The organism is Streptomyces sp. NPDC048411, assembly GCF_040704695.1.
Classification (GTDB): Bacteria; Actinomycetota; Actinomycetes; order Streptomycetales; family Streptomycetaceae; genus Streptomyces.
Genome location: NZ_JBEZKL010000121.1, coordinates 1 through 22,575, shown reverse-complemented (window position 1 = coordinate 22,575; position 22,575 = coordinate 1). Strand labels below are relative to the sequence as shown.

Below are 22,575 nucleotides of genomic sequence, written 5' to 3'. Positions count from 1 at the left end.
TCAAGGTGGAGCGCGCCACTGTACGAACGACCTTGACGCCCTGGGCCGCGACTGCTCGGCTCTGCCTGGGTCGAAGGTGGTCGGGATGGGAGCCCACGACGCTCGCCACGTTCCGGCTGGCACTCGCGAACGGCGCCGCGTCCATCCCGGAGTCTGAGCGCCCCCGCCGGAGGCATGTCCTTGGCCCGCGGCTTGGTTCTCGTCTCATGCCCTCGGGCCTACACAGCGGGCGCGCGTCGGCGGCGGCAGCGCCGAGCGGGCCGAAGGCAGGAGCGTGGGCGCAGCCAGAGCCGGGAAGCGCGCCCGGCGGAGCGGAGCGCAGCCGGGTGCCTTGATGAAGTAGAGAAACTCTTACCGCAGGGTGTCTTGCACGGCGTCGTCCCGATCGGCGCGGAACTCGTCCAACAGGCTGAAGAACATGTCCAAGGGCGGGATGCCGGCTGTTTCAGCTGCTCGCTTGATCTCGACCTCCCAGCCGAGGCTCGAGTGCTGCAGATCAAGGCGAGGCCAGAGCCACTCGCTGAACGGCCCGAGCTGATCGAAGTCTGTCACCGCCGGAACCCCGTGGATCTTGCAGGCGACGCTGTACCCGTACAGGATCGAAGCGAGGTGCAGGATGGAGCAGTCTCGCACGTACATGTTTGGCCGTAGGCGCACGTCGTCAAGGAAGTCGTGCACCGTGTCCAGCTCACGCAGTGGCCTGGGCTTGGGGAGTTCGGTCTTCCCGGTCATGCCGACTCGCCCAGGAGGTGTCGGCCGTCGTGGCTCCTGACGTGGGGACCCGCTTCATCCAACGCGTCGAGTAGGCGGACAGCGTAGACCTCGGCCATCCGCTCGCGGACCTCCTCGGGCGTGAGCCAATCAACTGCTATTGACTCTGAGGACGTTCGCTCGGTGCCACCTGACGGCTTGCACCGGAAGACTAGGGCGACGATGCCGCGCGTTGTGTTCTTGTAGACGCCCGTGAGCTCGTCGACCTCGACGTGAATGCCGGTCTCTTCCCAGACCTCGCGGCTGACGCCCTGCTCCGGGGACTCGTCCAACTCCAGCACTCCGCCCGGCAGCTCCCATGTCCCGTTGTCCGCGCGGCGGATCGCCAGGAGTCGGCCGTCCTCGCGCACGACCGCCCCCGCCACGGACACACTGTGCTTCGGCGTTGACGGGGCTTCCTGGGCGCTGTTACTCATGTACAGGAGCATAGGAGAGTGAGTAGGTCTATGGGAACCGCGGTAGGAGGTGGCAGGGCCGTACCTCGGTACGTTCAGATCGCCGACGAGATTGTTGAGCAGATCCGGGCGGGTGTCCTCAAGCCTGGCGACATGGTGCCGAGTGAGTCCGAGTTGGTCGACCGCTACGGCGTATCCGGCGGCACGATCCGCAAGGCCATGGTGGAGGTGCGCGCGAGCGGCCTGGTGGAGACCCGGCACGGCAAGGGGTCCTTGGTGAAGGCCCGGCCCCCGGTGCGTCATCGGTCCTCGGACCGGTTCCGGCGCTCGCATCGCAAGGGCGGCAAGGCCGCGTACCTCGCAGAGTCGGAGCAGGCCGGCGCGACCGCCAAGGTGAGCGTGCTGTTCATCGGACCGGCTGATGCACCCGACGACATCGCGGAACGCCTCGGTGTGGACCCCGGAGCCAAGGTGCTTGCCCGCCGCCGCCTCTACTTCCGCAACGGCACTCCGGTCGAGACTGCCACGTCGTACCTGCCGTGGGACGTTGTGAAGGACATCCCGGAACTGTTCTCCGAGAACCCCGGCCCCGGTGGGATCTACGCGCGACTTGAAGACGACGGCCATGTCTTCGCGGAGTTCGTCGAGACCCTCCAGGCGCGGCCGGCCTCGAAAGCTGAGTCCTCCGAACTCGCGCTGAGTCCCGGCGCCCCGGTCGTTCACCTCATCCGAGATGCCGTGACCGAAGAGGGTCGTGTCGTCGAGGTCTGCGACACCCTCATGGCCGCTGACCAGTTCGTCTTCAGCTACAGGATCCCCGCCACCGACTGACGCGCACTCAACTCTCCTCAGCCCGCTGCGATTTCTTTTTCGCGGCGGGTTGACTCATGTATAGGAGTGTTGCACTCTTCTTCATGTCACTCATATACATGAGTGACGAAGTTTGGCACCTACAGAGGAGTGATCTGCTGTGCGTCAGATTCCCGTCGACACCACCAACGCGACCGTGATGGTCGCCAAGGCCCCCCAGCCGAAGGTCAAGGACCGCCGTACCGGTGAGATCGCGCTCGACAAGGACGGCGTGACCCTGATGACGGTGGAGGTCATGTTCTCCACGCCGGACGAGGTGGAGATCCTCAAGCTCACCGTTCCCCAGCCGGGTGTCTCCGAGGACCTCGCCATGGGCACCCCGGTTGCGCTGACGGGGCTGGTCGCCTCGGCGTGGGAGAACGAGTTCAACGGGCAGAAGCGGCACGGGGTCGCGTTCCGCGCGGTCGCGGTCACCTCGCTCGCCGCCGCTGCGTCGCAGCCGAAGGCGGCCTGATCATGACCGGTTTCACGGTCGCCCTGGTGCTGGTTGTCGCTACCGCAGTGATCCTGCGGTGGCGGCGCCCCGCCTGGTACTGGCTGGCCTTCGGCGCGGCCTTAGCCGCTCTGCGGGTTTCGGTCCGCTACGTCTCCGTGATGGACGCGTGCGGGCTGACTGTCCCGCCCTCCCGTTGGCGCCTGGCCCTCGCCCGGATCGCCAACAGGCCCGTGCCGGAGTCCCGCGCCCCACGCATCCTGCGGCTCCACCCCACGCGCACCGGCCTCGTGCTCCGCCTCAAGCTCCGCCCCGGACAGGACGCCTTCGACGTCTCCGCCGCCACAGACCGGCTGCGTCACTCCTTCGGTATGTACGGCGTGACCTCCCGCGAACTGCGCTCCGGTGTGGTTGAAGTGCGGATGACCGGCTACGACGTGCTCAAGCGGGTGCAGATGCCCGCCAAGACTGACTCTGCACTGATGCGGGTACCGGTCGCCCTGCGTGAGGACGGGGCGGTCCACTACCGCGACTACCGCAGCGTTCCGCACGGGCTCACCCTCGGCGCCACCGAGTCGGGGAAGTCCGTGTATCAGCGGAACCTGGTGGCCGGCCTCGCGCCCATGGACGTCGCGCTGGTCGGAATCGACTGCAAGCAGGGCGTCGAGCTCTTCCCGCTGGCCCGCCGGTTCTCCGCACTCGCTGACAACCCCGACACGGCCCTTGATCTGCTCGAAGCTCTCGTCACGCACATGGAGGACGTCTACCAACTGATCCGGGCTGAGCAGCGGATCACGGTGGCTGTGCCGGACGCGGAGATCGCCGCTGACATATGGGACCTGCCCGGCCACCTGCGGCCGGTCCCGGTCGTGGTCCTGGTGGACGAGGTTGCCGAACTCGCCCTCTTCGCGTCCAAGGACGAGGAGAAGCGCCGGGACCGGATCATCACCGCTCTGGTCCGGCTCGCCCAACTCGGCCGTGCTGCCGGTATCTACCTGGAGATCTGCGGACAGCGCTTCGGCTCCGAACTCGGTAAGGGCATCACCATGCTTCGCGCCCAGCTCACCGGTCGCACCGCGCACCGCGTCAATGACGAGTCCTCCGCCAACATGGCCTTCGGCGACATCGCCCCGGATGCCGTCCTGGCCGCTATCCAGATCCCCACCGAGACTCCCGGCATCGCCGTCGCTGGCGATTCGTCCGGTGGTTGGGCCCGCATCCGCGCCCCGCACACCTCGCTCCGAGCGGCCGTGAACATCTGCAACCGGCACGCCGAACGCACCCCGGACCTGCCCGTACTTGCAGCCTTCCGGCCCGTCGTCGGCTCCACGGCCCCGGCCTCCGAGCCGCTCGCCAAGGCTGCCCCCGCCACAGCCTGATCCCTCCCGCTCCTCGGTCGGCGCGACCGCATCGCGCCAGGTCCCTACCCGCTCCATGCCTGAAGGAAGGGAGACAGAGTCCCATGTGTGAGCACATCGAGGACTTCCACCGCACCGTACTGATGCTCGGCGCCCTGGCCTTGTACGCCGAGATGCCTGGCGCCGACGACGACTTCATCGACACCATCGGCCGGTCCCTGGCCGTATCGCTCCCCGAGCCTCCGCCGGGCATGTTCCCGCCCGGGTGCGACCCCATCGGCGGCGCCGACTCTCCCGGGGGCTCGTGATGGCACGGCCCGTGTTCCGGGTGGACGCCGTCCTGGTCCAGGCCGTCATCGCCGGTGCCCTGTCCTTCGCCCACCTGCACGACCTCGCCGCAGCCGCTGGGCAGGACGGCTGGAAAGCGTGGGCCTACCCCATCTCGGTGGACCTGCTCCTGGTCGCCGCCTGGCGACGCCTGCGCAGTGAGGGCCCGTCCCGGCTGGCCTGGTGCTGGTTCCTGATCGCCCTGGTCGCCTCGCTCGGCGCCAACGTCGCCACCGCCGGACTCCTCGACCTCGCCCACCCGCCGGCCTGGCTGCGGTTCGGCATCGCGGGCTGGCCCGCCCTCGCCTTCCTCGGCGGCACCCTCCTCGCCCACTCGCACTCCGCCCAGGATCCCGCGCCAATTCCGCCGGCACCCGCGGCGCCGGAGCCCACTGCTGAAATCGAGCAGGAATCGACCCCTGATCCGCGACCAGAGCCCGAGCCCACCGCCGCGGCTGCCGAGGACACCCCGGCACTCGCCCCCGCTGCTCCCGTCGTCCCGGTCGGTCCGCCGGTCCCGGCCGCGCTGGTCGACCACGCCCGCAAGCTCGCCGACGACCACCACGCCCGCACCGGCGTCCGGATTGACACCGACACCCTGCGCGCCCGGCTCGGTGTCCCACCGCAGCTCGCCGAGACCATCGCCGCCCAACTCGCCTGAACAGAAGGGAGAACCACCGCCATGCCCGCTCGTGACCACTTCCACTCCGTGATGCGGATCGGCCCCGTACAGATCGGCACCCACCGCGACCGCCACGGCCACACCAAACACGCCGCCGTCTGCAGCGCTGACCGCTGCGGCTGGTCCGCCGACTACTCCAGCCAGAGCGCCGCCCAGCTCGCCGCCCGCACCCACCGCTGCACCGCCCGATAGGAGACCGGCCCCGTGGATGTCCCGCTCTGGTTCGCCTTGATCATCGTCGGCTGGCTCGGCGTCAAGCTCATCCGCCCGCCCCTGTGGCTCGTCGTGGTCCTCCTGCTCGGCGGCTACCTCCTCGCCGACAGCCTCCTTGCTCCCGCCATCGACACCGCCATCAAGTAACCACCCACGAAGGGAGATTCACCATGTTCAAGCCCAAGGTCCCGACCATGCCGCAGCCCACCGGCCTCATCACCCCGCCGACCGTCGTCGAGCCGACTGCCGTGGTCCAGCACACCCCGCATAGCCCCACGCCCCTGGCCGCCCCGACCGCTGCGGCCAGGCCCACCGTCCAGCTCACGCCCGGTGTCGTCGTCGCCCTCGTGGGTGGCGGGGCGGCCGTCGTCCTGGTCGTCGGCGCGGTCCTGGTCTCGATGCTTCTCGCGGTCGCCATCACCGGCGCATCCGTCGCCATCTGCGCCCTGGTCATCCGCTCGCTGATGGCCTCCGCGGACCAGCACCGCTGACCGGCCTCCGGGCGGTGCCACAAGCCGCCAAGCATCGCCACTGCCCGGACGGCCCACGCAATCCCTTCCAACCGCATCGAAGGAGAACCGTGGACACGCAAGCGCTCGCCCTGGCCTTACCCCTCATCGGCTGGGCCTCGCACACCGCCCTGCTCACCCACCGGCTCGCCATCGCCCGCCGGGACCCGCTCACCGGCCTTCGCACCCGCGCCGGATGGACCGCTCTCGCCGAGCGCGTCATCCGCCGGCACCCGGACGCCGTCGTCCTCCTGCTCGACCTCGACGACTTCAAGAATCTCAACGACTCCTACGGTCACGCCGCCGGGGACGTCGCCCTGGCCGTCACCGCCGAACGCCTCGCAGCTTGGTGCGGCCGTCACGGCATTGCCGGACGCCTCGGCGGAGACGAATTCGTCGCCATCGCCCGCCAGGCCCCGGACGTCGACAGCCTCCACCGCGCCCTGCGCCAGCCCATCGCCTACGCCGGACGTCGACTCCCGGTCTCCGTGTCCGTCGGCTCCTGCCACGTGAAGGACCTGCTGGTCCGCAGCCTCTCCGACGCTCTCGCCGCCGCTGACTGCGCGATGTACGCGGCCAAAGGAACGGCCGGCCGACGCGGCACCCGTCCGCTCTCTCGCTGATCCAGCTGCGACCGGCCTCCGGGCGGCGCACAAGCCGCCAAGCATCGCCGCCGCCCGGACGGTCCGACCCCTTCCAACCGCAATCGAAAGGACCACCATCATGGCCCAGCACGGCCCTGCCCCGTCGCGCATCTGCCCAGACTGCGACGGCTTCCCTACCGTCGCCATCGACACCGGGACGCTCCTGGACGACGGCACCCGCGCCACCCTTCTGGTCACCTGCCGCCGCTGCCGGGGCACCGGCTCGACCCGCACCGCGGCTCCGGCCTCGGTCGTCCTGCGGGGGCACGCGTGACGGACTCGATCCTCGCGAGCTTGGACCCGGCGACCCTCGGCGATCTGCTGCGGGTGGCCGGGTCCACCGGCTTCGACCGTTGGCAGGACCAGATCCGCCGCACGGGCGGCTGCTCCAACCCCATCCACATCTCCGGCTGGACGCTCACCAAGGACAGGACCACCGGCGAGACGCTGCACCGCTACTCCACCGACACCGAGCCCGGTGGACGGCTCCGCGTCGCCTGCGGCAACCGCCGCGCCTCCCGCTGCCCGGCCTGTGCCTGGACCTACTCCGCCGACACCTACCACCTGATCCGCGCCGGACTCGCGGGCGACCAGGACAAGGACGTCCCCCCGACTGTTCGCGACCATCCGCGCGTCTTCGCCACGCTCACCGCCCCGTCTTTCGGCCCGGTCCACAACCGCCCCGACTCCGGCCGCTGCCGCTGTGGCATCGCCCACCGCACCGACGACGACGCCCTCGGCACCCCGCTCGACCTCGACGCGTACGACTACGCGGGTGCGGTCCTCTTCAACAACCACGCCGGAGACCTGTGGCAGCGCTTCACCAACCGGCTCCGCCGCGAGATCGCCGCCCGCGCCGGCCTCACACAGCGCGAACTCAAGGAAACGGCACGGGTCTCATACGGGAAGGTCGCCGAGTTCCAGAAGCGCGGGGCCGTCCACTTCCACGCCGTCATACGCCTCGACGGCCCAGACGGAGCCGACACCCCGCCCCCCTCCTGGGCCTCCGTGCAGCTGCTCAGCGACTCGATCCGCGCGGCCGTCGCGCACTCGTACACGACCATCACCGTCCCGGCCGCCGCCGGCCAACCCGCCCGGCCGCTCCGCTGGGGCACCCAGCTCGACATCCGCCCCATCCGCGCCTTCGACGCCGGGACCGACATCACCGAACAGGCCGTCGCCTCCTACGTCGCCAAGTACGCCACCAAAGCCGCAGAGACGACCGGCACCGTCGACCGCCGCGTCGGCAACCGCGAGGCCCTGGTCCTCCTCAACGTGCCCGACCACCCGCGCCGCCTCATCGAAACCTGCTTCGACCTCGATGCGCTCTACCCAGACCGGCGGCTGAGGGCTTGGGCTCACATGCTCGGCTTCCGCGGCCACTTCTCCTCCAAGTCCCGCCGCTACTCGACCACCCTCGGCGCGCTCCGACAGGTCCGCGCCGACTACCGCGCCGCCCAGCAGCGCGAGGAACTCGGCCTGCCCGACCCGGACCAGGACCCAACCGTCCTCGTCCTCACGGACTGGCAGTACGCCGGACAGGGCCACAGTCCCGGCGAGTCCGTGCTCGCCGCTTCGATCGCCAGTCACCTGCAACACAACCGAGAAACAGCACGCGATGCCCTCGCCGAACTGGAAGGAGACCGGTCGTGACTGACCCCCTGCTCACCGTCGACCAAGCCGCCGAACGTCTCGGCACCACCGCACGCTTCCCGCGCCGCCTCATCGCCGAACGCCGGATCGCCTTCGTCAAGGTCGGCAGCCACGTGCGCATCAAGGAGAGCGCCCTGGAGGCGTATATCGAGGGCAACACCGTCCAGCCGATCCGCCGCCGTCGCTCCCGCTACGGAAGGGCCGCCTGATGGGGAACACGAAGGGAAGCCGCCGGCGCTTCGGTGCTGTGCGTCAGTACCGCTCCGGCCGCTGGACCGCGAGCTACCTGGGCCCGGACGGGAAGGAGTTCCGTGCACCCGAGACCTTCGACACCAAGAGGGACGCCGAAGTCTGGCTGTCCCAGATCGAAGCGGATCTCACGCGTGGGAACTGGCAGGACCCGGACGCCGGGGCAGTGAACTTCAAGGAGTACGCCTTCCAGTGGGTGGACGAGCGTGGGCTCTCAGCAACCACTGATGAGCTGTACCGGCGACTTCTGCGGCTCCATCTCCTGCCCACCTTCGAGGGCCTGGACCTCGACGAGATCACCGCACCCCGTGTCCGTACCTGGCGAACCGAGCGGCTGTCATCCACCGGGGCCGCCACGACCGTGGCCAAGTCGTACCGGCTCCTCAAGGCCATCATGGAAACCGCGGTCGATGACGAGCTGATCCGCCGCAACCCCTGCCGCATCAGGGGCGCCGGGAAGGAGTCGTCCGCCGAACGCCAGATCGCCACCGTCGACCAGGTCGACGCGCTCGCCGACGCTCTGGGTCCTCGCTGGCGGCTGATGGTCTTCCTCGGTGCGTACGGTCCGATGCGGCCGGAGGAACAAGCGGAGCTCCGGCGTAAGGACGTGGACCTGGACGCGATGACCATCCGCGTGCGCATGGCCGCACCCGAGCTGACCACCGGTCGCCGTGCGCCTGGCGACACCAAGTCGGAAGCGGGAAAGCGGATCGTGGTCCTGCCGGCCTTCCTCCGGACCGACCTTCGACGGCATCTCGACTGGTACGCGGAGAAAGGGCCGGACGGACTTCTGTTCGTGGGGGAGAAGGGCAAGCCGTTCCGGCGTTCCACCTTCGGGCGGAAGTGGCGCAGGGCCCGCGTGCTCGTCGGCATGCCGGACGGCTTCCGCTTCTACGATCTTCGTCACACCGGTCACACCCTGGCGACCCGGTCCGGGGCCACGCTCAAGGACACGATGGTCCGCGCCGGGCAGTCGTCGGAGAAGGCTGCGCTGATCTATCAGCATTCGGATCTTGAGCGACAGCAGGAGGTTGCGAGCGGGCTGGATGACCTCGTGCGGTCCGCCCGCAGGAGGGCCGATCAGGGGCCTTCTGGTGCGGATCTGGTGCGGGATGCCTGAACTGGTCCAGACAACAAAGAAGCCCCCGGCCGATGGCCTGGGGCTTTTGCCTGGAGCGGGTGACGAGAATCGAACTCGCGCTCTGAGCTTGGGAAGCTCATGTTCTACCATTAAACTACACCCGCGAAGCGCGCTGAATGATCAGCGATGCACCGTTGCACACTCTACCCCATGGCAGGCCCCCGGTGTACGAACCGGGGGCCTTTGCGTCATGCGCCAGGGGTGGATGCGGTTGCTGTGGGCGGGAGTTGGGGGCGTAGCGTACGCAGTCGGAGTGCCGCCTGGAGTGGCGTCCTGTTCATCCCCTAATGTGGCGTTCTCGTCCAAGGGTTGTTGGGGAAGGGACTTGATGGACTCCATGGAGCGCACCGTCGTCCGCTGTGCCGAAGGGCACATTTTCGCTACCGCTTCGTTCCCGATGCAGCAGCTCGGGGCCGGTCGGATCGGTCCCGGGCGGCTTATCCGTTGTCCGCGATGTGCCCGGCTGCGGCAGGCAGTTCCGGTGGAGTTCGAGCGGCGGTAGACGCCGGCGGCAGGAGCGGCGGCAGACGGTCATGGCGGAGCGCGCGGGACAGTCCGGTTGGGGCGGTCTCGCGCGTTCTGCGTATCCTCGGGGGCGTGCTTCTCTCAGACAAGGACATCCGGGCCGAGATCGACGCCGGGCGGGTCCGCATTGATCCGTACGACCCGTCGATGGTGCAGCCATCGAGCATCGACGTGCGGCTCGACCGCTACTTCCGGGTGTTCGAGAACCACCGTTATCCGCATATCGACCCAGCCGTCGAGCAGGCGGACCTGACGCGCACGGTCGAGCCGGAGGGGGATGAGGCGTTCATCCTCCACCCCGGCGAGTTCGTGCTTGCCTCGACGTACGAGGTCATTTCTCTGCCCGACGATCTTGCGTCGCGGCTGGAGGGCAAGAGCTCGCTCGGGCGGCTCGGGCTCGTGACGCATTCGACGGCCGGGTTCATCGATCCCGGGTTCTCCGGGCATGTGACGCTGGAGCTGTCGAATCTTGCGACCCTGCCGATCAAGCTGTGGCCGGGCATGAAGATCGGCCAGCTGTGCATGTTCCGGCTGAGTTCGCCGTCGGAGTTCCCGTACGGCTCCGAGCGGTACGGGTCGCGCTACCAGGGGCAGCGCGGGCCGACGGCTTCGCGTTCGTTCATGAATTTCCACCGGACCCAGGTGTGATGCCGGACCATGACTGACGCACGAGAGAATCTGACGTACGACGGGTTCGGTCATGCCGTGCGTGAGCTGGCACAGGCCGTGGCCGACGACGGCTACGAGCCGGATGTGGTGCTGAGCATCGCGCGGGGCGGGGTCTTTGTCGCAGGCGGGCTGGCATACGCGCTGGACTGCAAGAACATTCATCTGGTGAATGTCGAGTTCTACACCGGCGTGGGCACCACTCTGGAAATGCCGGTGATGCTGGCGCCCGTTCCCAACGCCATCGATTTCTCGAACAAGAAGGTCCTGATCGCCGATGACGTGGCGGACACCGGCAAGACCCTGAAGCTGGTGCGCGATTTCTGTATCGAGCACGTCGCCGAGGTGCGCAGCGCGGTCATCTACGAGAAGCCGCACTCGCTCGTGAAGTGCGAGTACGTGTGGAAGAAGACCGATCGCTGGATCAATTTTCCGTGGAGCGTCCTGCCTCCGGTACGTAAGCCGGGCGAGCCCATCACGCCGTCCAAAGACGCACTGTGACTGCCACGGCGGCGGTCAGCTCCTCGTGAGCGCCGGGCACAGGGTGTGACCCGGTGAACCCTCCGCGTGCCCGTCGCATGCCGGATGCCTGATCGTCCGGAGCGTTCGCGGCCCGCTCACGCACGGCCCGAGGGCGGGTGTCGACACCCTGGCCCCGCTCCGGCCGCCGGTCGCACGGCAACCGAAGCGTCCTGGCCGGAGGTCCCGTCGGCCGGGTGCTTGTCGCCGTCACCGTTCCCGGTGTTCCTCGACCGGCGGGCGAGGAACTTGCCCAGTTCCCACAGGACCAGGAGCGCGACCGCGGCCAGCAGTGCCCAGCCGAACTGCCGCGCGTCGATCTCGGTCGTCCCGAGGATGCGGCGGAAGCCGTCCACCTGGGTCACCAGCACCGCGAGCACGAACTGGGCCAGTGCCACCCAGTTCATCTGCTTGCTGTCGAAGGTGGACGTCGTCAGTACCGAGTCCGTCTCGCTGCGGCATTCGAAGGCGGCCACGATCAGACAGAGTGCGAAGGCGGTGAACGCGATCGACTGACCGGTCTCGACGCTGCCGAAGCGGGCCACACCGAGCTTGATCAGTCCGAGCAGGACGACGGTGATTGCCAGTCCGCCGAGCCCGACCGTGACCAGTACGGGCCGTGTGAGCACCGACTCCCCTCGCGGACGCGGCCTGCGTCGCATGAGTCCGGGACTCTCCTGGTCGAAGCCGAGCGCGAAGCCGAAGGACGCGTTGACCACGAAGTGGATCCACAGGACCTGCGGTGGCGTGAAGGGCTCGCCGGCGGCGATGTTGAAGACGGTGGCCCCGAGGAACGTCAGTACGAAGGTGACGAGCAGCAGGAGCACGAACCGGATGTACTTGGTGAGATTGTCGTAGATCTTCCGGCCTTGCTCCACGGCGTAGACGATGGTGGCGAAGTTGTCGTCGGAGAGGATCATGCGTCCGGCGCTCTTCGCCACGTCCGTGCCGCTGCCCATGGCGATACCGATGTCAGCGGCCTTGATGGCGGGTGCGTCGTTGACGCCGTCCCCGGTCATCGCCACGACATCGCCCTGCTTCTTGAGCGTGTTGGCGAGCAGTACCTTGTGCTCCGGCGCGACCCGCCCCACCACGCCGATGCCATCGATGCGGGCAAGCTGCTCGTCCTCGGTCATGGCGGCGAACTCGGCGCCGAGGACGGCCTCGCCGGGGATGCCGAGCTGCCGGGCGATCGCCGCCCCGGTGGTGACGTCGTCGCCGGTCACCATGCGGACCCGGATGTGCGCCGCCTGGGCGTCGGCCACGGCCACCCTGGACTCCTCACGGGGAGGATCGACCATGCCGACGAGACTGGTCATCCGCAACTCGGTGACGTACCCGAGCAGGTCTCCGTCCGGATCGAAGCCGTCCGGGTCCAGATCGCGGGTGGCCGCGGCCATCACCCGGCGCCCCTCACCGCCCATGCGTTCGGTCCGCGCCTCGGCACGCCGGAGCAGTTCGGCGTCCCAGGGGATGGTCCTGCCCGCCGCGAGTGCGGTGGTGGCCCGCGCCATCACCGCCGGGGCCGCGCCCTTGACGAAGCATCGGACCACCTGCCGCCCAGTGGCGTCGACCGCCGAGTTGAAGGTGGCCATCAGCTTGTAGCCGGGGTCGAACGGCAGGGTGGCGAGCCGGGGAAGGCCGTCTCTCGTGGCGTCGATGTCCAGCCCGGCCTTGTGCGCGAGCACCAGCAGCGCGCCCTCGGTGGGATCGCCCACCACCTGGCCGTCCACCAGCTTCGCGTCGCCGGCCACCACGTACGGCAGGATCGCGTCCTCGATGCCCGCGGAGGAACCCGCGGCATGGTGGATCTTCCCCTCGAGCCCGTAGCCCGTGCCCGAGACGGTGTACCGGTCGGTGGGACTCACCACTTCGACGACGGTCATCTGGTTCATCGTCAGGGTGCCGGTCTTGTCCGAGTTGATCGCCGAGGTGAACGCCAGGGTCTCGACCGACGGAAGTTCCTTCACGATGGCGTTCCGCCTGGCCAGGTTGAGGCTGCCGACGGACAGGATCGCCTGGGTCACGGTCGGCAGGGCTTCGGGGATGGCGGCGATGGCCAGTGAGACCGCGCTGACGAACAGCAGGTCCCAGGCCTGTTCCCGCTCGCGGCCCAGGGCGAACATCACGATCATGGTCAGGCCCGCTGCCCCCGTGATCCACAGCGTGAGGGTGTTGAGTTCCTGGGTGAGCGGCGGCTCCTCTCTCTCGGTGGCCGACAGCATCCCGGAGATCCTGCCGAGCTCGGTGCCGTCGCCGGTCGCGGTGACGACGAGTACGCCGCTCCCGTGGGTGACCGGGGTGTTCATGAACGCCATATTGGTCTGGTCACCCGGTCCCGGCCGGCCGGCCGGCAGCGTGCCGGCGTCCTTCGCGGCGGGAACGCTCTCGCCGGTGAGCGCCGACTCGTCGATCTGCAGGGCGTTGGCCTCGATGATGCGTCCGTCCGCCGGCACCTGGTCGCCTGCGGCGATGAGCACAATGTCGCCGACGACGAGCTGTTCGGCGGGGATCTCCGACTCCGTCCCGTCCCTGCGCACCCGGGCCGTCGCCTTCATCATCGACTTCAGCGCGTTCATCGCGCTCTCGGCCTTGCCCTCCTGGCGCAGGCCCACGACCGCGTTGAGCAGCGTCAGCACGAACAGCAGGATCGCGGTGCTCCACTCCCTGATGAGCAGCGAGACGACCGCCGCGGCCACGAGGACGAGCTGCATGTAGCTGCGGTACTGCTCGAGGAACCGGAGCCAGGCCGGAGTCCGCTTCTCCTCGGGCAGTGCGTTCGGGCCGTGAACGGCGACGAGTTCGGCGGCCCGTGCCGCGGAGAGGCCGACCGCCGGATTCACCCCGAGCGCCGCCAGGACCTCTTCGGAAGAACACGCGTACCAGCCGTCCTCCGATGCCCTGGGCCGCTCTCCCCCGGCGTCCGACTGCACCGTCATCGTCGTGCCTCCGATCCGGTCCGGCCTGGCCGATTCGGGCCGGTCCGGGCTGGTCCGCCGGGCTCTAGTGCCGCTCCCGGCACTAGCCGCGCTTCTTCGTCGGTCGCCCGGCGCCGGACGCGCGCCTGCCGCCCGCCGGTGTGTCGCTCCCGTCCGTGGCCCGGGCAGCCGTCGGATGCCGGGAGGCGTACGGGTCGGCCGGGGCCCCCGCGGGGGCCTCCTGCTCCAGCTCCCGCTTGGCCGCGAGCAGATCCTTCCGGGCCTGCTCCCCCGCTTCGGGGTACTGGGGATCGATGTCCATCAGGGTGTGCGCGAGCACCGCCGCCGCGCATATCCGCGCGAACCACTTCCGGTCCGCCGGTATGACGTACCAGGGCGCCCACTTCGTACTCGTTGCCGACAGCATCTCGGAGAACGCGTGCTGGTAGTCGTCCCACCGGCGCCGCTCCCTGACGTCGGCTGCGGAGAACTTCCAGTTCTTCTCCGGCAGGTCGATCCGCTTCATGAAGCGGACGCGCTGCTCCTCCTTGGAGAGGTTCAGGAAGATCTTCACCACCTTGAACCCGTTGTCCGTGAGGTAGCGCTCCCAGTTGTTGATCTCCCGGTAGCGGCGGTCCCATACCCCCGGCCCGCCGGCGTCGTCCGGCAGCTTCTGCCGGACGAGGTTCTCGGGGTGGACCCGCACGACGAGGACCTCCTCGTAGTGCGAGCGGTTGAAGATGGCGATCTCTCCGCGTGCGGGCAGCCGACGGGCGTAACGCCACAGGTAGTCGTGGTCGAGTTCCTCGGTGGAGGGCACCTTGAAGCTGCTGACCCGCACGCCCTGGGGGTTGACGCCGCTCATGACGTGGCGGATCGTCCCGTCCTTGCCCCCGGCGTCGAGCGCCTGGAGACAGAGCAGTACGCCGTACGTGTCCTGGGCGGCCAGCCGGTCCTGGTACTCCGCCAGCAGGGACACCCCGGTCCGCAGCAGCTCGACCCCCTCGCGTTTCCTCAGGCCGGCCTTGTAGCGAGGATCGAAGTCCCGGCCCAGGTTCACCTTCGAGCCCGGTTTCACCCGCAGCGGCCCGATGAACTCCGCGATGCGTTCGGCTCTCTCGTCCGCCATCACCGATCAGCCCTTCTCTCCGGTCACGGTGAGCGCCGCGCGTCCCGGCCCTCGCCACCGACGCGGACTGCTCCCCGCCGCCGGGGACCGGAGCGGCCTCGGCCTTCACCGCCGCGCAGGTGGCGCTGAGCACCATCCGGGCCCGGCGTTCGAGCGGTGCCATGAAGTCGGCCGCTTCACCGGCGCCGCCGGGGGCCAGAATGCAGCCGTTCACCAGCCCTCCTTCGCCAGGGCTGTGCCACGGTGACTCAGGCGCCTGGCCGGTCGGCATGCGTGCGCTCACCCGATGGCTCCGGGGCCGGCGGCCCAGGTGGCATCAGAGCGGCAGCGCACTACGAAGAACCCGGAAAGGTACGAGGATTCCTGAGCCTTCCGTTCTCATAGCGTGCGCCGCACGTCGGCTCGTCGCACGCCGAGGGTGATGGGCTCGCATCTGTGGCCCCTCGCCGGTTGATCGTCGTCACCGGCCCCTCCGCGGGCAGGTTCTCGACGCCTGAGTCCGGTCAGGTCCGGTCCGTGACGGCAAAGAACCCCCGGCGCCTTGTGCCGGGGGTCTCTTCATGGTCCTGGGACGCGGTCGTCAGATCGTGCCCAGCTTGATGATCGACAGCAGCGCGATGAGCTGGATCGCGGACGCACCCAGCGCCTTCGGCCACGGCAGGTCGTGCGACTTGCTCACCATGGAGGTGAACAGTGCGGCCGACGCCAGCCAGGTCATCCAGCCGAGTATCTGGACCAGGGAGTTCTCGCCGCCGAGGAAGAGCGCGAAGATCAGCCGCGGGGCGTCCGTGATCGACATGATCAGCATGGAGAGGCCCACGGTCGGCTGCCAGGCGCCTTCGCCGCCGAGCTGGCGGGCGAGGGTGTGGGTGACCGCGCCGAGGACCAGACCGCCGATGACGAAGCCGACGCCCGTGAGGAGGACGTACGGGACGGCGGTGGAGATCGTCGCGTGGATGGCGTCGTCGCGGGCCTGGTCGAAACCGAAGAGCGCCAGCAGGCCGTAGAGGAACGTGACGATGAGGGCCGGGCCCCAGACGGGGTAGTCGCGCATCTGCCAGAACGTCGGTCCGGGGCGCAGCACGATGCCGCTCAGCAGCTGCTGCCAGTGCAGGCGGGGGCCGGCGGGCTGGGCGGGTGCCTGGCCGGCGCGGTAGGTGTTGCCGTCGCCGTACGGGTCCTCGTTGATGCTGAACGCCTGGGTGTGACCCGGGTTGTTGGCGTACGGGTCGCCCTGGTGGGGCTGGTGAGGCTGGTGGTACGGGTCGCCGAAGTATTCGGGTTCGCCGTGTGCGCCGCCGTAGCCCTGGTGCCCGCCGGGGTGCCGGGCTCCGTACGGGGCGCCGTTGCCTCCCGCCGGGGGCCATGGCTGCTGTCCGTACGGCGGCGGTGGTGCCTGCGTGCCGTACGGCTGCTGCTGCGGTTGTTGTTGCCCTTGTCGAGGGGTGCGGTTGTCCCGGCCGCGTCCGATCCTGAATCCAGCCACGTCATCGAACGTACCTGGTCCGCGTGTGTGCGGTGGGAGAGCCGGGGAACCCGGCCTCCTTTGCGGCCGAGCTGTGACATCCCCTAAGGGGACCCTGGGGGGCCGGCCGGTGTGCACGAAACCCGGGTCCGCTGTACGGGAAACAGGACCGGTTCGATGGCAGGCGTCAGCCCGCCCAACAGCAGAAGCGGCCGGTCCTGCCCCCGAGGCAGGTCCGACCGCTTCTGTACCGCTGAGACCGGCTACTTCACCGGCTCGGGCTCCGGAGCGTCCGCCGCCTCCGGCTCGCCGGCCGGGTCCGACGGAGTCTTCACCGAGTCCAGCAGCAGCTGCGAGACGTCGACCACCTGGATCGACTCCTTGGCCTGGCCGTCGTTCTTCTTGCCGTTGACCGAGTCGGTCAGCATGACGAGGCAGAACGGGCAGGCGGTGGAGACGATGTCCGGGTTGAGGGAGAGGGCTTCCTCGACACGCTCGTTGTTGATGCGCTTGCCGATCCGCTCCTCCATCCACATCCGGGCACCACCGGCGCCGCAGCAGAAGCCGCGCTCCTTGTGGCGGTGCATCTCCTCGTTCCGCAGACCCGGCACCTTCGCGATGATCTCGCGCGGGGGCGTGTAGATCTTGTTGTGACGGCCCAGGTAGCAGGGGTCGTGGTACGTGATCAGACCCTCGACCGGCGTCACCGGGATCAGCCTGCCCTCGTCGATGAGGTGCTGGAGCAGCTGCGTGTGGTGGATGACCTCGTACTCGCCGCCGAGCTGCGGGTACTCGTTCGCGATGGTGTTGAAGCAGTGCGGGCAGGTCGCGACGATCTTCTTCGACGACTTCGGCTTCTTCGTCGCCTCATCGTCGTCGTCCTCCCCGAACGCCATGTTCAGCATCGCGACGTTCTCCTGGCCGAGCTGCTGGAACAGCGGCTCGTTGCCCAGGCGGCGGGCCGAGTCACCCGTGCACTTCTCGTCGCCGCCCATGATCGCGAACTTCACGCCCGCGATGTGGAGCAGCTCCGCGAAGGCCTTGGTGGTCTTCTTGGCGCGGTCCTCGAGAGCGCCCGCGCAGCCGACCCAGTAGAGGTAGTCGATCTCCGACAGGTCCTCGACGTCCTTGCCGACGATCGGGACCTCGAAGTCGACTTCCTTCGTCCACTCGACGCGCTGCTTCTTGGCCAGCCCCCAGGGGTTGCCCTTCTTCTCCAGGTTCTTGAGCATCGTGCCCGCCTCGGACGGGAACGCGGACTCGATCATCACCTGGTAGCGGCGCATGTCGACGATGTGGTCGATGTGCTCGATGTCGACCGGGCACTGCTCCACGCACGCACCGCAGGTGGTGCAGGACCAGAGCACGTCCGGGTCGATGACGCCGTTCTCCTCGACGGTGCCGATCAGCGGGCGCTCGGCCTCTGCGAGAGCGGCTGCCGGTACGTCCTTCAGCTGCTCCTCGGTCGCCTTCTCGTTGCCCTCCATGTCCTTGCCGCCACCGGCGAGCAGGTACGGGGCCTTGGCGTGCGCGTGGTCGCGCAGCGACATGATCAGGAGCTTCGGGGAGAGCGGCTTGCCCGTGTTCCAGGCGGGGCACTGCGACTGGCAGCGACCGCACTCGGTGCACGTGGAGAAGTCGAGGATGCCCTTCCAGGAGAACTGCTCGACCTGGGAGACACCGAAGACGTCGTCCTCGCCCGGGTCCTCGAAGTCGATCGGCTTGCCGCCGGAGGCCATGGGCTGCAGGGCGCCCAGCGCGCTCTCACCGGTCGCGTTGCGCTTGAACCAGATGTTCGGGAAGCCGAGGAAGCGGTGCCAGGCGACACCCATGTTGGTGTTCAGCGAGACCGTGATCATCCAGATCAGCGAGACGCTGATCTTGACCATCGCGGTGAAGTAGATGAGGTTCTGCAGCGTGGTGACGCTCAGGCCCTTGAAGGCGAGCACCAGCGGGTACGAGACGAAGTACGCCGCCTCGTAGCTCTCTACGTGGTGGATCGCGCCCTCGAGACCGCGCAGGGTCAGGATCGCCAGGCCGATGGTGAGGATGACGTACTCGACGAAGTACGCCTGCCAGGCCTTGGAGCCCGCGAAGCGCGACTTGCGGCCGGCCCGGGAGGGGAGCGAGAGCAGCCGGATCACCATCAGGACAGCGATGCCCACCGTCGTCATCAGGCCGATGAACTCGGTGTACATCTCGAACGGCAGGAATCCGCCGAGGACGGGGAGGGTGTAGTCGGCGTGGAAGAGCTGGCCGTATGCCTGGGCCAGCGTCGGCGGCAGCGTCAGGAAGCCGATGGCGACGAACCAGTGGGCGAAGCCGACGATGCCCCACCGGTTCATCCGGCTGTGGCCGAGGAACTCCCTGACCAGGGTGATCGTTCGGGCCTTGGGGTTGTCCGTTCGGCTGCCCGCCGGTACCGGCTGTCCGAGCCTGACAAACCGGTAGATCTGCGCGAAGGCTCGGAAAAAGAGCGCAACGCCGACCACGGTCAGAACCAGCGACACGATGATCGCGGCGAGTTGCATTTGGGGGCTCCTCGGGCCTGCGAGGGTGGGATCCAGCACGTACTAAGCAGTAACTTAATCAGTCTGTGCTGACACTATCTACTTATTCCGCCGCGCTGTAGCCGCGCCGCCGGTGATCTGTGTCGCTCAGGTGCGCCTTCCCGCGGTGGGTGAGCCCGCGGAGGGTGGCGCGGAGTGGGGTGTATACGGCTTCCGCGAGGATGGCCAGGTCGAGTCCCAGCCAGTGGTGCTCGGCGTAGTGCTGGTCGAGCAGGGCGGGTTCGTCCCAGGGCATTGTGGAGCGGGAGCGGACCTGGGCCAGGCCGGTGAGGCCGGGTCTCAGTTCCTGCCGCCAGTGTCGCGCACCGGTCTCGGTCGGGGTGCCCGCCCGCTCGTGGTCAGGGGTGAGAGGTTCCGGTCCGACGAGCGAGAGATCTCCCCGTACGACGTGGGGCAGCCGGGACAGCACGTCCAGGCGCAGCCGACGGGTGCCCAGGGAGCGCAGCGCGAAGGGGTGGCCGGCCAGTCCGATCCGGGTGGAGCGGGTCAGTACGCAGCCCGGGGGGCGCTGTGCGGCGAGGGTGAGGGCTGCGGCGGCGAGCAGGGGAGCGGTCAGGGCCAGCAGAGCCGAGCCGAGCACGAGATCCAGTGCGCGCTTGGCTGTCATGCGCGACCTCGGTCCGGGCCACGCGTGTGTCCGCGTCCGCATCCGCGTGCGCATCCGCATCGTTCACACCTGCCTGGCTCGGACGGATCGAGTGCCTGTTTTGCGCAGCTCTCGCCATTTTGTAACAGAACGATCCCACGTGACGATGATGGACCGGGTATGCGGCCCGCCTGGCGGGCCGGTGTCGTTCGGTGAAGTGCAGGTCGCGCGGGGTGTGTGCACGATAGTTGAGTCGAGTCGACTCACCTCTGTTGACTCCGGGGTGCCTTTCATGCATCCTTGAGCCAGATCCACTCAAGTAGTCAGTTGGAGGAATTGAAATGGCACGTGCGGTCGGCATCGACCTGGGCACGACTAACTCCGTCGTCAGCGTTCTCGAAGGCGGCGAGCCCACCGTCATCACCAACGCCGAAGGCGCCAGGACCACGCCGTCCGTCGTCGCCTTTGCGAAGAACGGCGAGGTTCTGGTGGGCGAGGTCGCCAAGCGCCAGGCGGTGACCAACGTCGACAGGACCATCCGGTCGGTCAAGCGCCACATGGGCACCGACTGGAAGATCGACCTCGACGGCAAGAGCTTCAACCCGCAGCAGATGAGCGCCTTCATCCTGCAGAAGCTGAAGCGCGACGCCGAGGCGTACCTGGGCGAGAAGGTCACCGACGCGGTGATCACCGTTCCGGCGTACTTCAACGACTCCGAGCGTCAGGCGACGAAGGAGGCCGGCGAGATCGCGGGCCTGAACGTCCTGCGTATCGTCAACGAGCCGACCGCCGCCGCGCTGGCGTACGGGCTCGACAAGGACGACCAGACGATCCTCGTCTTCGACCTCGGTGGCGGCACCTTCGACGTGTCCCTCCTGGAGATCGGTGACGGCGTCGTCGAGGTGAAGGCCACCAACGGTGACAACCACCTCGGTGGTGACGACTGGGACCAGCGCGTCGTCGACTACCTGGTGAAGCAGTTCGCCAACGGTCACGGTGTGGACCTGTCCAAGGACAAGATGGCTCTCCAGCGTCTGCGCGAAGCCGCGGAGAAGGCGAAGATCGAGCTGTCCTCCTCGACGGAGACCACGATCAACCTGCCGTACATCACGGCGTCCGCCGAGGGCCCGCTGCACCTGGACGAGAAGCTCACGCGCGCCCAGTTCCAGCAGCTCACCGCGGACCTCCTGGAGCGCTGCAAGAACCCGTTCCACAACGTCATCAAGGACGCGGGCATCCAGCTCTCCGAGATCGACCACGTCGTTCTCGTCGGTGGCTCGACCCGTATGCCGGCCGTCGCCGAGCTCGTCAAGGAGCTCACCGGTGGCCAGGAGGCCAACAAGGGCGTGAACCCGGACGAGGTCGTCGCCATCGGCGCCTCGCTCCAGGCCGGTGTCCTCAAGGGCGAGGTCAAGGACGTCCTGCTGCTCGATGTCACCCCGCTGTCTCTCGGTATCGAGACCAAGGGCGGCATCATGACGAAGCTCATCGAGCGCAACACGACGATCCCGACCAAGCGGTCCGAGATCTTCACGACGGCCGAGGACAACCAGCCGTCCGTCCAGATCCAGGTCTACCAGGGCGAGCGCGAGATCGCGGCGTACAACAAGAAGCTCGGCATGTTCGAGCTGACCGGTCTGCCGCCGGCCCCGCGTGGTGTCCCGCAGATCGAGGTCGCGTTCGACATCGACGCCAACGGCATCATGCACGTCGCCGCCAAGGACCTCGGCACCGGCAAGGAGCAGAAGATGACCGTCACCGGCGGCTCCTCGCTGCCGAAGGACGAGGTCAACCGGATGCGTGAGGAGGCCGAGCAGTACGCGGAGGAGGACCACCGCCGCCGCGAGGCCGCCGAGTCCCGCAACCAGGGCGAGCAGCTCGTCTACCAGACGGAGAAGTTCCTCAAGGACAACGACGACAAGGTTCCCGGTGACGTGAAGACGGAGGTGGAGACCGCGCTCACCGAGCTGAAGGAGAAGCTCAAGGGCGAGGACACCGCCGAGATCCGTACCGCCACCGAGAAGGTCGCGGCCGTCTCCCAGAAGCTGGGCCAGGCGATGTACGCCAACGCGCAGGCAGAGGGCGGCCCGCAGGCCGACGGTCAGCCGGGCGCCGAGCAGGCACGGGCCGATGACGATGTCGTCGACGCCGAGATCGTGGACGACGAGAAGGACGCCAAGGGCGGTGCGGCGTGACCGAGGAGACTCCGGGCTTCGAGGAGAAGCCCGACGTTCCCTCCGGCGCCACCCCTGACGACGCCGACCCGAAGGCTGCCTCCTCCTCCACGGAGGAGGGGGCGGCCCCGGCCGGGGACGTGAACCAGACCGCCGGTCTGACGGCACAGCTGGACCAGGCACGCAGTGCGCTCACCGAGCGCACCGGCGACCTCCAGCGGCTCCAGGCCGAGTACCAGAACTACCGCCGCCGCGTGGAGCGGGACCGGGTCGCGGTCAAGGAGATCGCCGTTGCGGGTCTCCTGAGCGAGCTCCTGCCCGTGCTCGACGACGTCGGCCGCGCCAGGGACCACGGCGAGCTGGTGGGCGGGTTCAAGTCGGTGGCCGAATCGCTGGAGACGGTCGTCGCCAAGCTGGGCCTGCAGCAGTTCGGCAAGGAGGGCGAGCCCTTCGACCCGACGATCCACGAAGCCCTGATGCACTCGTACGCGCCGGACGTCACCGAGACGACCTGCGTGGCGATCCTGCAGCCGGGGTATCGCATCGGCGAGCGCACCATCCGCCCCGCGCGGGTGGCAGTGGCCGAGCCGCAGCCGGGCGCGAGCCCCGCGGCGGCAAAGGAAGAGAAGACAGACGACGAGGAGAGCGGTGGCACCGAGGAGGTCTGACATTTCGTCCGACCACCGCGGGGCCCACCGCCCGGCACGGCGACCGGCCCCCGGGGCCGGCGCCGGGGCCCTCGGGGGGGAGGAGGGGCCGGGCGGGGGACGCAGGGCAT

24 protein-coding genes and 1 tRNA gene are annotated in these 22,575 nt (G+C 68.6%); 17 read left to right on the top strand and 8 right to left on the bottom strand.

Annotation, left to right across the window (positions count from 1 at the left end):
- Nucleotides 1-351: 351 nt before the first annotated feature.
- Nucleotides 352-732 carry a hypothetical protein gene (locus AB0915_RS30655; protein ID WP_366694183.1) on the bottom strand — a complete coding sequence of 127 codons (381 nt, stop codon included), beginning with the start codon at nucleotides 730-732 and terminating at the stop codon, nucleotides 352-354.
- A complete protein-coding gene (locus AB0915_RS30650) occupies nucleotides 729-1,199 on the bottom strand; it encodes an NUDIX domain-containing protein (protein WP_366694182.1) in 471 nt (156 codons plus the stop codon). Before AB0915_RS30650 ends, AB0915_RS30655 begins: the two co-directional genes overlap by 4 nt.
- 18 nt (nucleotides 1,200-1,217) lie before the next feature.
- Here AB0915_RS30650 and AB0915_RS30645 point away from each other — a divergent pair, with 18 nt between their 5' ends.
- The 13 genes from AB0915_RS30645 to AB0915_RS30585 all read left to right on the top strand — a co-directional run bounded on the left by AB0915_RS30645 (nucleotide 1,218) and on the right by AB0915_RS30585 (nucleotide 9,224).
- Nucleotides 1,218-1,997, top strand: coding sequence for a GntR family transcriptional regulator (locus AB0915_RS30645; protein WP_366694181.1), 780 nt, complete (start codon nucleotides 1,218-1,220; stop codon nucleotides 1,995-1,997).
- 139 nt (nucleotides 1,998-2,136) lie between these two features.
- Nucleotides 2,137-2,490 carry a hypothetical protein gene (locus AB0915_RS30640; RefSeq protein WP_366694180.1) on the top strand — a complete coding sequence of 118 codons (354 nt, stop codon included), beginning with the start codon at nucleotides 2,137-2,139 and terminating at the stop codon, nucleotides 2,488-2,490.
- A 2-nt stretch (nucleotides 2,491-2,492) separates the two neighbouring features.
- Nucleotides 2,493-3,848: an FtsK/SpoIIIE domain-containing protein gene (locus AB0915_RS30635; protein ID WP_366694179.1), complete on the top strand. Its 1,356-nt coding sequence runs from the start codon at nucleotides 2,493-2,495 to the stop codon at nucleotides 3,846-3,848.
- Nucleotides 3,849-3,931: 83 nt separating this feature from the next.
- Nucleotides 3,932-4,135, top strand: coding sequence for a hypothetical protein (locus tag AB0915_RS30630; RefSeq protein WP_366694178.1), 204 nt, complete (start codon nucleotides 3,932-3,934; stop codon nucleotides 4,133-4,135).
- Nucleotides 4,135-4,815, top strand: a complete 681-nt coding sequence (locus tag AB0915_RS30625; protein WP_366694177.1) for a DUF2637 domain-containing protein — start codon at nucleotides 4,135-4,137, stop codon at nucleotides 4,813-4,815. The genes AB0915_RS30630 and AB0915_RS30625 overlap by 1 nt, the downstream gene beginning before the upstream one ends.
- 21 nt (nucleotides 4,816-4,836) lie before the next feature.
- Nucleotides 4,837-5,028, top strand: coding sequence for a mobile element transfer protein (locus AB0915_RS30620; protein WP_030876212.1), 192 nt, complete (start codon nucleotides 4,837-4,839; stop codon nucleotides 5,026-5,028).
- A gap of 12 nt (nucleotides 5,029-5,040) precedes the next feature.
- Nucleotides 5,041-5,196 carry a hypothetical protein gene (locus tag AB0915_RS30615; RefSeq protein WP_366694176.1) on the top strand — a complete coding sequence of 52 codons (156 nt, stop codon included), beginning with the start codon at nucleotides 5,041-5,043 and terminating at the stop codon, nucleotides 5,194-5,196.
- 23 nt (nucleotides 5,197-5,219) lie between these two features.
- Nucleotides 5,220-5,540, top strand: coding sequence for a SpdD-like protein (locus tag AB0915_RS30610; protein ID WP_366694175.1), 321 nt, complete (start codon nucleotides 5,220-5,222; stop codon nucleotides 5,538-5,540).
- 89 nt (nucleotides 5,541-5,629) lie between these two features.
- Nucleotides 5,630-6,181 (top strand): GGDEF domain-containing protein, encoded by a 552-nt coding sequence (locus AB0915_RS30605; protein ID WP_366694174.1) that lies wholly within the window; start codon nucleotides 5,630-5,632, stop codon nucleotides 6,179-6,181.
- Between the two features lie 100 nt (nucleotides 6,182-6,281).
- Nucleotides 6,282-6,476 (top strand): hypothetical protein, encoded by a 195-nt coding sequence (locus AB0915_RS30600; protein WP_366694173.1) that lies wholly within the window; start codon nucleotides 6,282-6,284, stop codon nucleotides 6,474-6,476.
- On the top strand, nucleotides 6,473-7,855 hold the full coding sequence (gene repSA, locus AB0915_RS30595; RefSeq protein ID WP_366694172.1) for a replication initiator protein RepSA: 1,383 nt from the start codon (nucleotides 6,473-6,475) through the stop codon (nucleotides 7,853-7,855). Before AB0915_RS30600 ends, repSA begins: the two co-directional genes overlap by 4 nt.
- On the top strand, nucleotides 7,852-8,064 hold the full coding sequence (locus AB0915_RS30590) for a helix-turn-helix domain-containing protein (protein WP_366694171.1): 213 nt from the start codon (nucleotides 7,852-7,854) through the stop codon (nucleotides 8,062-8,064). The genes repSA and AB0915_RS30590 overlap by 4 nt, the downstream gene beginning before the upstream one ends.
- Entirely contained in the window at nucleotides 8,064-9,224 is a 1,161-nt protein-coding gene (locus AB0915_RS30585) for a tyrosine-type recombinase/integrase (RefSeq protein WP_366694170.1), read from the top strand. The genes AB0915_RS30590 and AB0915_RS30585 overlap by 1 nt, the downstream gene beginning before the upstream one ends.
- Before the next feature lie 51 nt (nucleotides 9,225-9,275).
- Here the strand turns inward: AB0915_RS30585 and AB0915_RS30580 are convergent.
- Nucleotides 9,276-9,349, bottom strand: a tRNA-Gly gene (locus tag AB0915_RS30580).
- A 493-nt stretch (nucleotides 9,350-9,842) separates the two neighbouring features.
- On the opposite strand from AB0915_RS30580, the gene dcd reads away from it, so the two are divergent.
- Nucleotides 9,843-10,418, top strand: coding sequence for a dCTP deaminase (gene dcd, locus AB0915_RS30575; protein ID WP_366694169.1), 576 nt, complete (start codon nucleotides 9,843-9,845; stop codon nucleotides 10,416-10,418).
- Nucleotides 10,419-10,427: 9 nt separating this feature from the next.
- A complete protein-coding gene (locus AB0915_RS30570) occupies nucleotides 10,428-10,937 on the top strand; it encodes a phosphoribosyltransferase (RefSeq protein WP_366694168.1) in 510 nt (169 codons plus the stop codon).
- Nucleotides 10,938-11,053: 116 nt separating this feature from the next.
- Here AB0915_RS30570 and AB0915_RS30565 read toward each other — a convergent pair whose 3' ends face one another.
- The 5 genes from AB0915_RS30565 to AB0915_RS30545 form a co-directional block, all read right to left on the bottom strand.
- Nucleotides 11,054-13,894, bottom strand: coding sequence for an HAD-IC family P-type ATPase (locus AB0915_RS30565; protein ID WP_366694167.1), 2,841 nt, complete (start codon nucleotides 13,892-13,894; stop codon nucleotides 11,054-11,056).
- Between the two features lie 82 nt (nucleotides 13,895-13,976).
- Complete coding sequence (locus AB0915_RS30560; RefSeq protein ID WP_366694166.1) at nucleotides 13,977-15,002, bottom strand: polyphosphate kinase 2 family protein; 1,026 nt, start codon at nucleotides 15,000-15,002, stop codon at nucleotides 13,977-13,979.
- Between the two features lie 580 nt (nucleotides 15,003-15,582).
- On the bottom strand, nucleotides 15,583-16,488 hold the full coding sequence (locus AB0915_RS30555) for a YIP1 family protein (protein ID WP_366694165.1): 906 nt from the start codon (nucleotides 16,486-16,488) through the stop codon (nucleotides 15,583-15,585).
- A gap of 242 nt (nucleotides 16,489-16,730) precedes the next feature.
- The gene (locus AB0915_RS30550; protein ID WP_366694164.1) at nucleotides 16,731-18,998 is read right to left on the bottom strand and encodes a (Fe-S)-binding protein; all 2,268 of its coding nucleotides are present in this window, start codon (nucleotides 18,996-18,998) and stop codon (nucleotides 16,731-16,733) included.
- 82 nt (nucleotides 18,999-19,080) lie between these two features.
- Nucleotides 19,081-19,698 carry a sugar transferase gene (locus AB0915_RS30545; RefSeq protein WP_366694184.1) on the bottom strand — a complete coding sequence of 206 codons (618 nt, stop codon included), beginning with the start codon at nucleotides 19,696-19,698 and terminating at the stop codon, nucleotides 19,081-19,083.
- A gap of 266 nt (nucleotides 19,699-19,964) precedes the next feature.
- Between AB0915_RS30545 and dnaK the strand changes: the two genes are divergently transcribed.
- Nucleotides 19,965-21,818 carry a molecular chaperone DnaK gene (dnaK, locus tag AB0915_RS30540; RefSeq protein WP_366694163.1) on the top strand — a complete coding sequence of 618 codons (1,854 nt, stop codon included), beginning with the start codon at nucleotides 19,965-19,967 and terminating at the stop codon, nucleotides 21,816-21,818.
- Nucleotides 21,815-22,465, top strand: coding sequence for a nucleotide exchange factor GrpE (grpE, locus tag AB0915_RS30535; protein ID WP_366694162.1), 651 nt, complete (start codon nucleotides 21,815-21,817; stop codon nucleotides 22,463-22,465). The genes dnaK and grpE overlap by 4 nt, the downstream gene beginning before the upstream one ends.
- Nucleotides 22,466-22,575: the final 110 nt, after the last annotated feature.

Excerpts from the sequence above, each read along its gene's own strand:
- AB0915_RS30655 (WP_366694183.1), bottom strand. The coding sequence starts at position 732 with ATGACCGGGAAGACCGAACTCCCCAAGCCCAGGCCACTGCGTGAGCTG.
- AB0915_RS30650 (WP_366694182.1), bottom strand. The coding sequence starts at position 1,199 with ATGCTCCTGTACATGAGTAACAGCGCCCAGGAAGCCCCGTCAACGCCG.
- AB0915_RS30645 (WP_366694181.1), top strand. The coding sequence starts at position 1,218 with ATGGGAACCGCGGTAGGAGGTGGCAGGGCCGTACCTCGGTACGTTCAG.
- AB0915_RS30635 (WP_366694179.1), top strand. The coding sequence starts at position 2,493 with ATGACCGGTTTCACGGTCGCCCTGGTGCTGGTTGTCGCTACCGCAGTG.
- AB0915_RS30630 (WP_366694178.1), top strand. The coding sequence starts at position 3,932 with ATGTGTGAGCACATCGAGGACTTCCACCGCACCGTACTGATGCTCGGC.
- AB0915_RS30625 (WP_366694177.1), top strand. The coding sequence starts at position 4,135 with ATGGCACGGCCCGTGTTCCGGGTGGACGCCGTCCTGGTCCAGGCCGTC.
- AB0915_RS30620 (WP_030876212.1), top strand. The coding sequence starts at position 4,837 with ATGCCCGCTCGTGACCACTTCCACTCCGTGATGCGGATCGGCCCCGTA.
- AB0915_RS30610 (WP_366694175.1), top strand. The coding sequence starts at position 5,220 with ATGTTCAAGCCCAAGGTCCCGACCATGCCGCAGCCCACCGGCCTCATC.
- AB0915_RS30600 (WP_366694173.1), top strand. The coding sequence starts at position 6,282 with ATGGCCCAGCACGGCCCTGCCCCGTCGCGCATCTGCCCAGACTGCGAC.
- AB0915_RS30585 (WP_366694170.1), top strand. The coding sequence starts at position 8,064 with ATGGGGAACACGAAGGGAAGCCGCCGGCGCTTCGGTGCTGTGCGTCAG.
- AB0915_RS30570 (WP_366694168.1), top strand. The coding sequence starts at position 10,428 with ATGACTGACGCACGAGAGAATCTGACGTACGACGGGTTCGGTCATGCC.
- AB0915_RS30565 (WP_366694167.1), bottom strand. The coding sequence starts at position 13,894 with ATGACGGTGCAGTCGGACGCCGGGGGAGAGCGGCCCAGGGCATCGGAG.
- AB0915_RS30560 (WP_366694166.1), bottom strand. The coding sequence starts at position 15,002 with ATGGCGGACGAGAGAGCCGAACGCATCGCGGAGTTCATCGGGCCGCTG.
- AB0915_RS30550 (WP_366694164.1), bottom strand. The coding sequence starts at position 18,998 with ATGCAACTCGCCGCGATCATCGTGTCGCTGGTTCTGACCGTGGTCGGC.
- AB0915_RS30545 (WP_366694184.1), bottom strand. The coding sequence starts at position 19,698 with ATGCGCACGCGGATGCGGACGCGGACACACGCGTGGCCCGGACCGAGG.
- dnaK (WP_366694163.1), top strand. The coding sequence starts at position 19,965 with ATGGCACGTGCGGTCGGCATCGACCTGGGCACGACTAACTCCGTCGTC.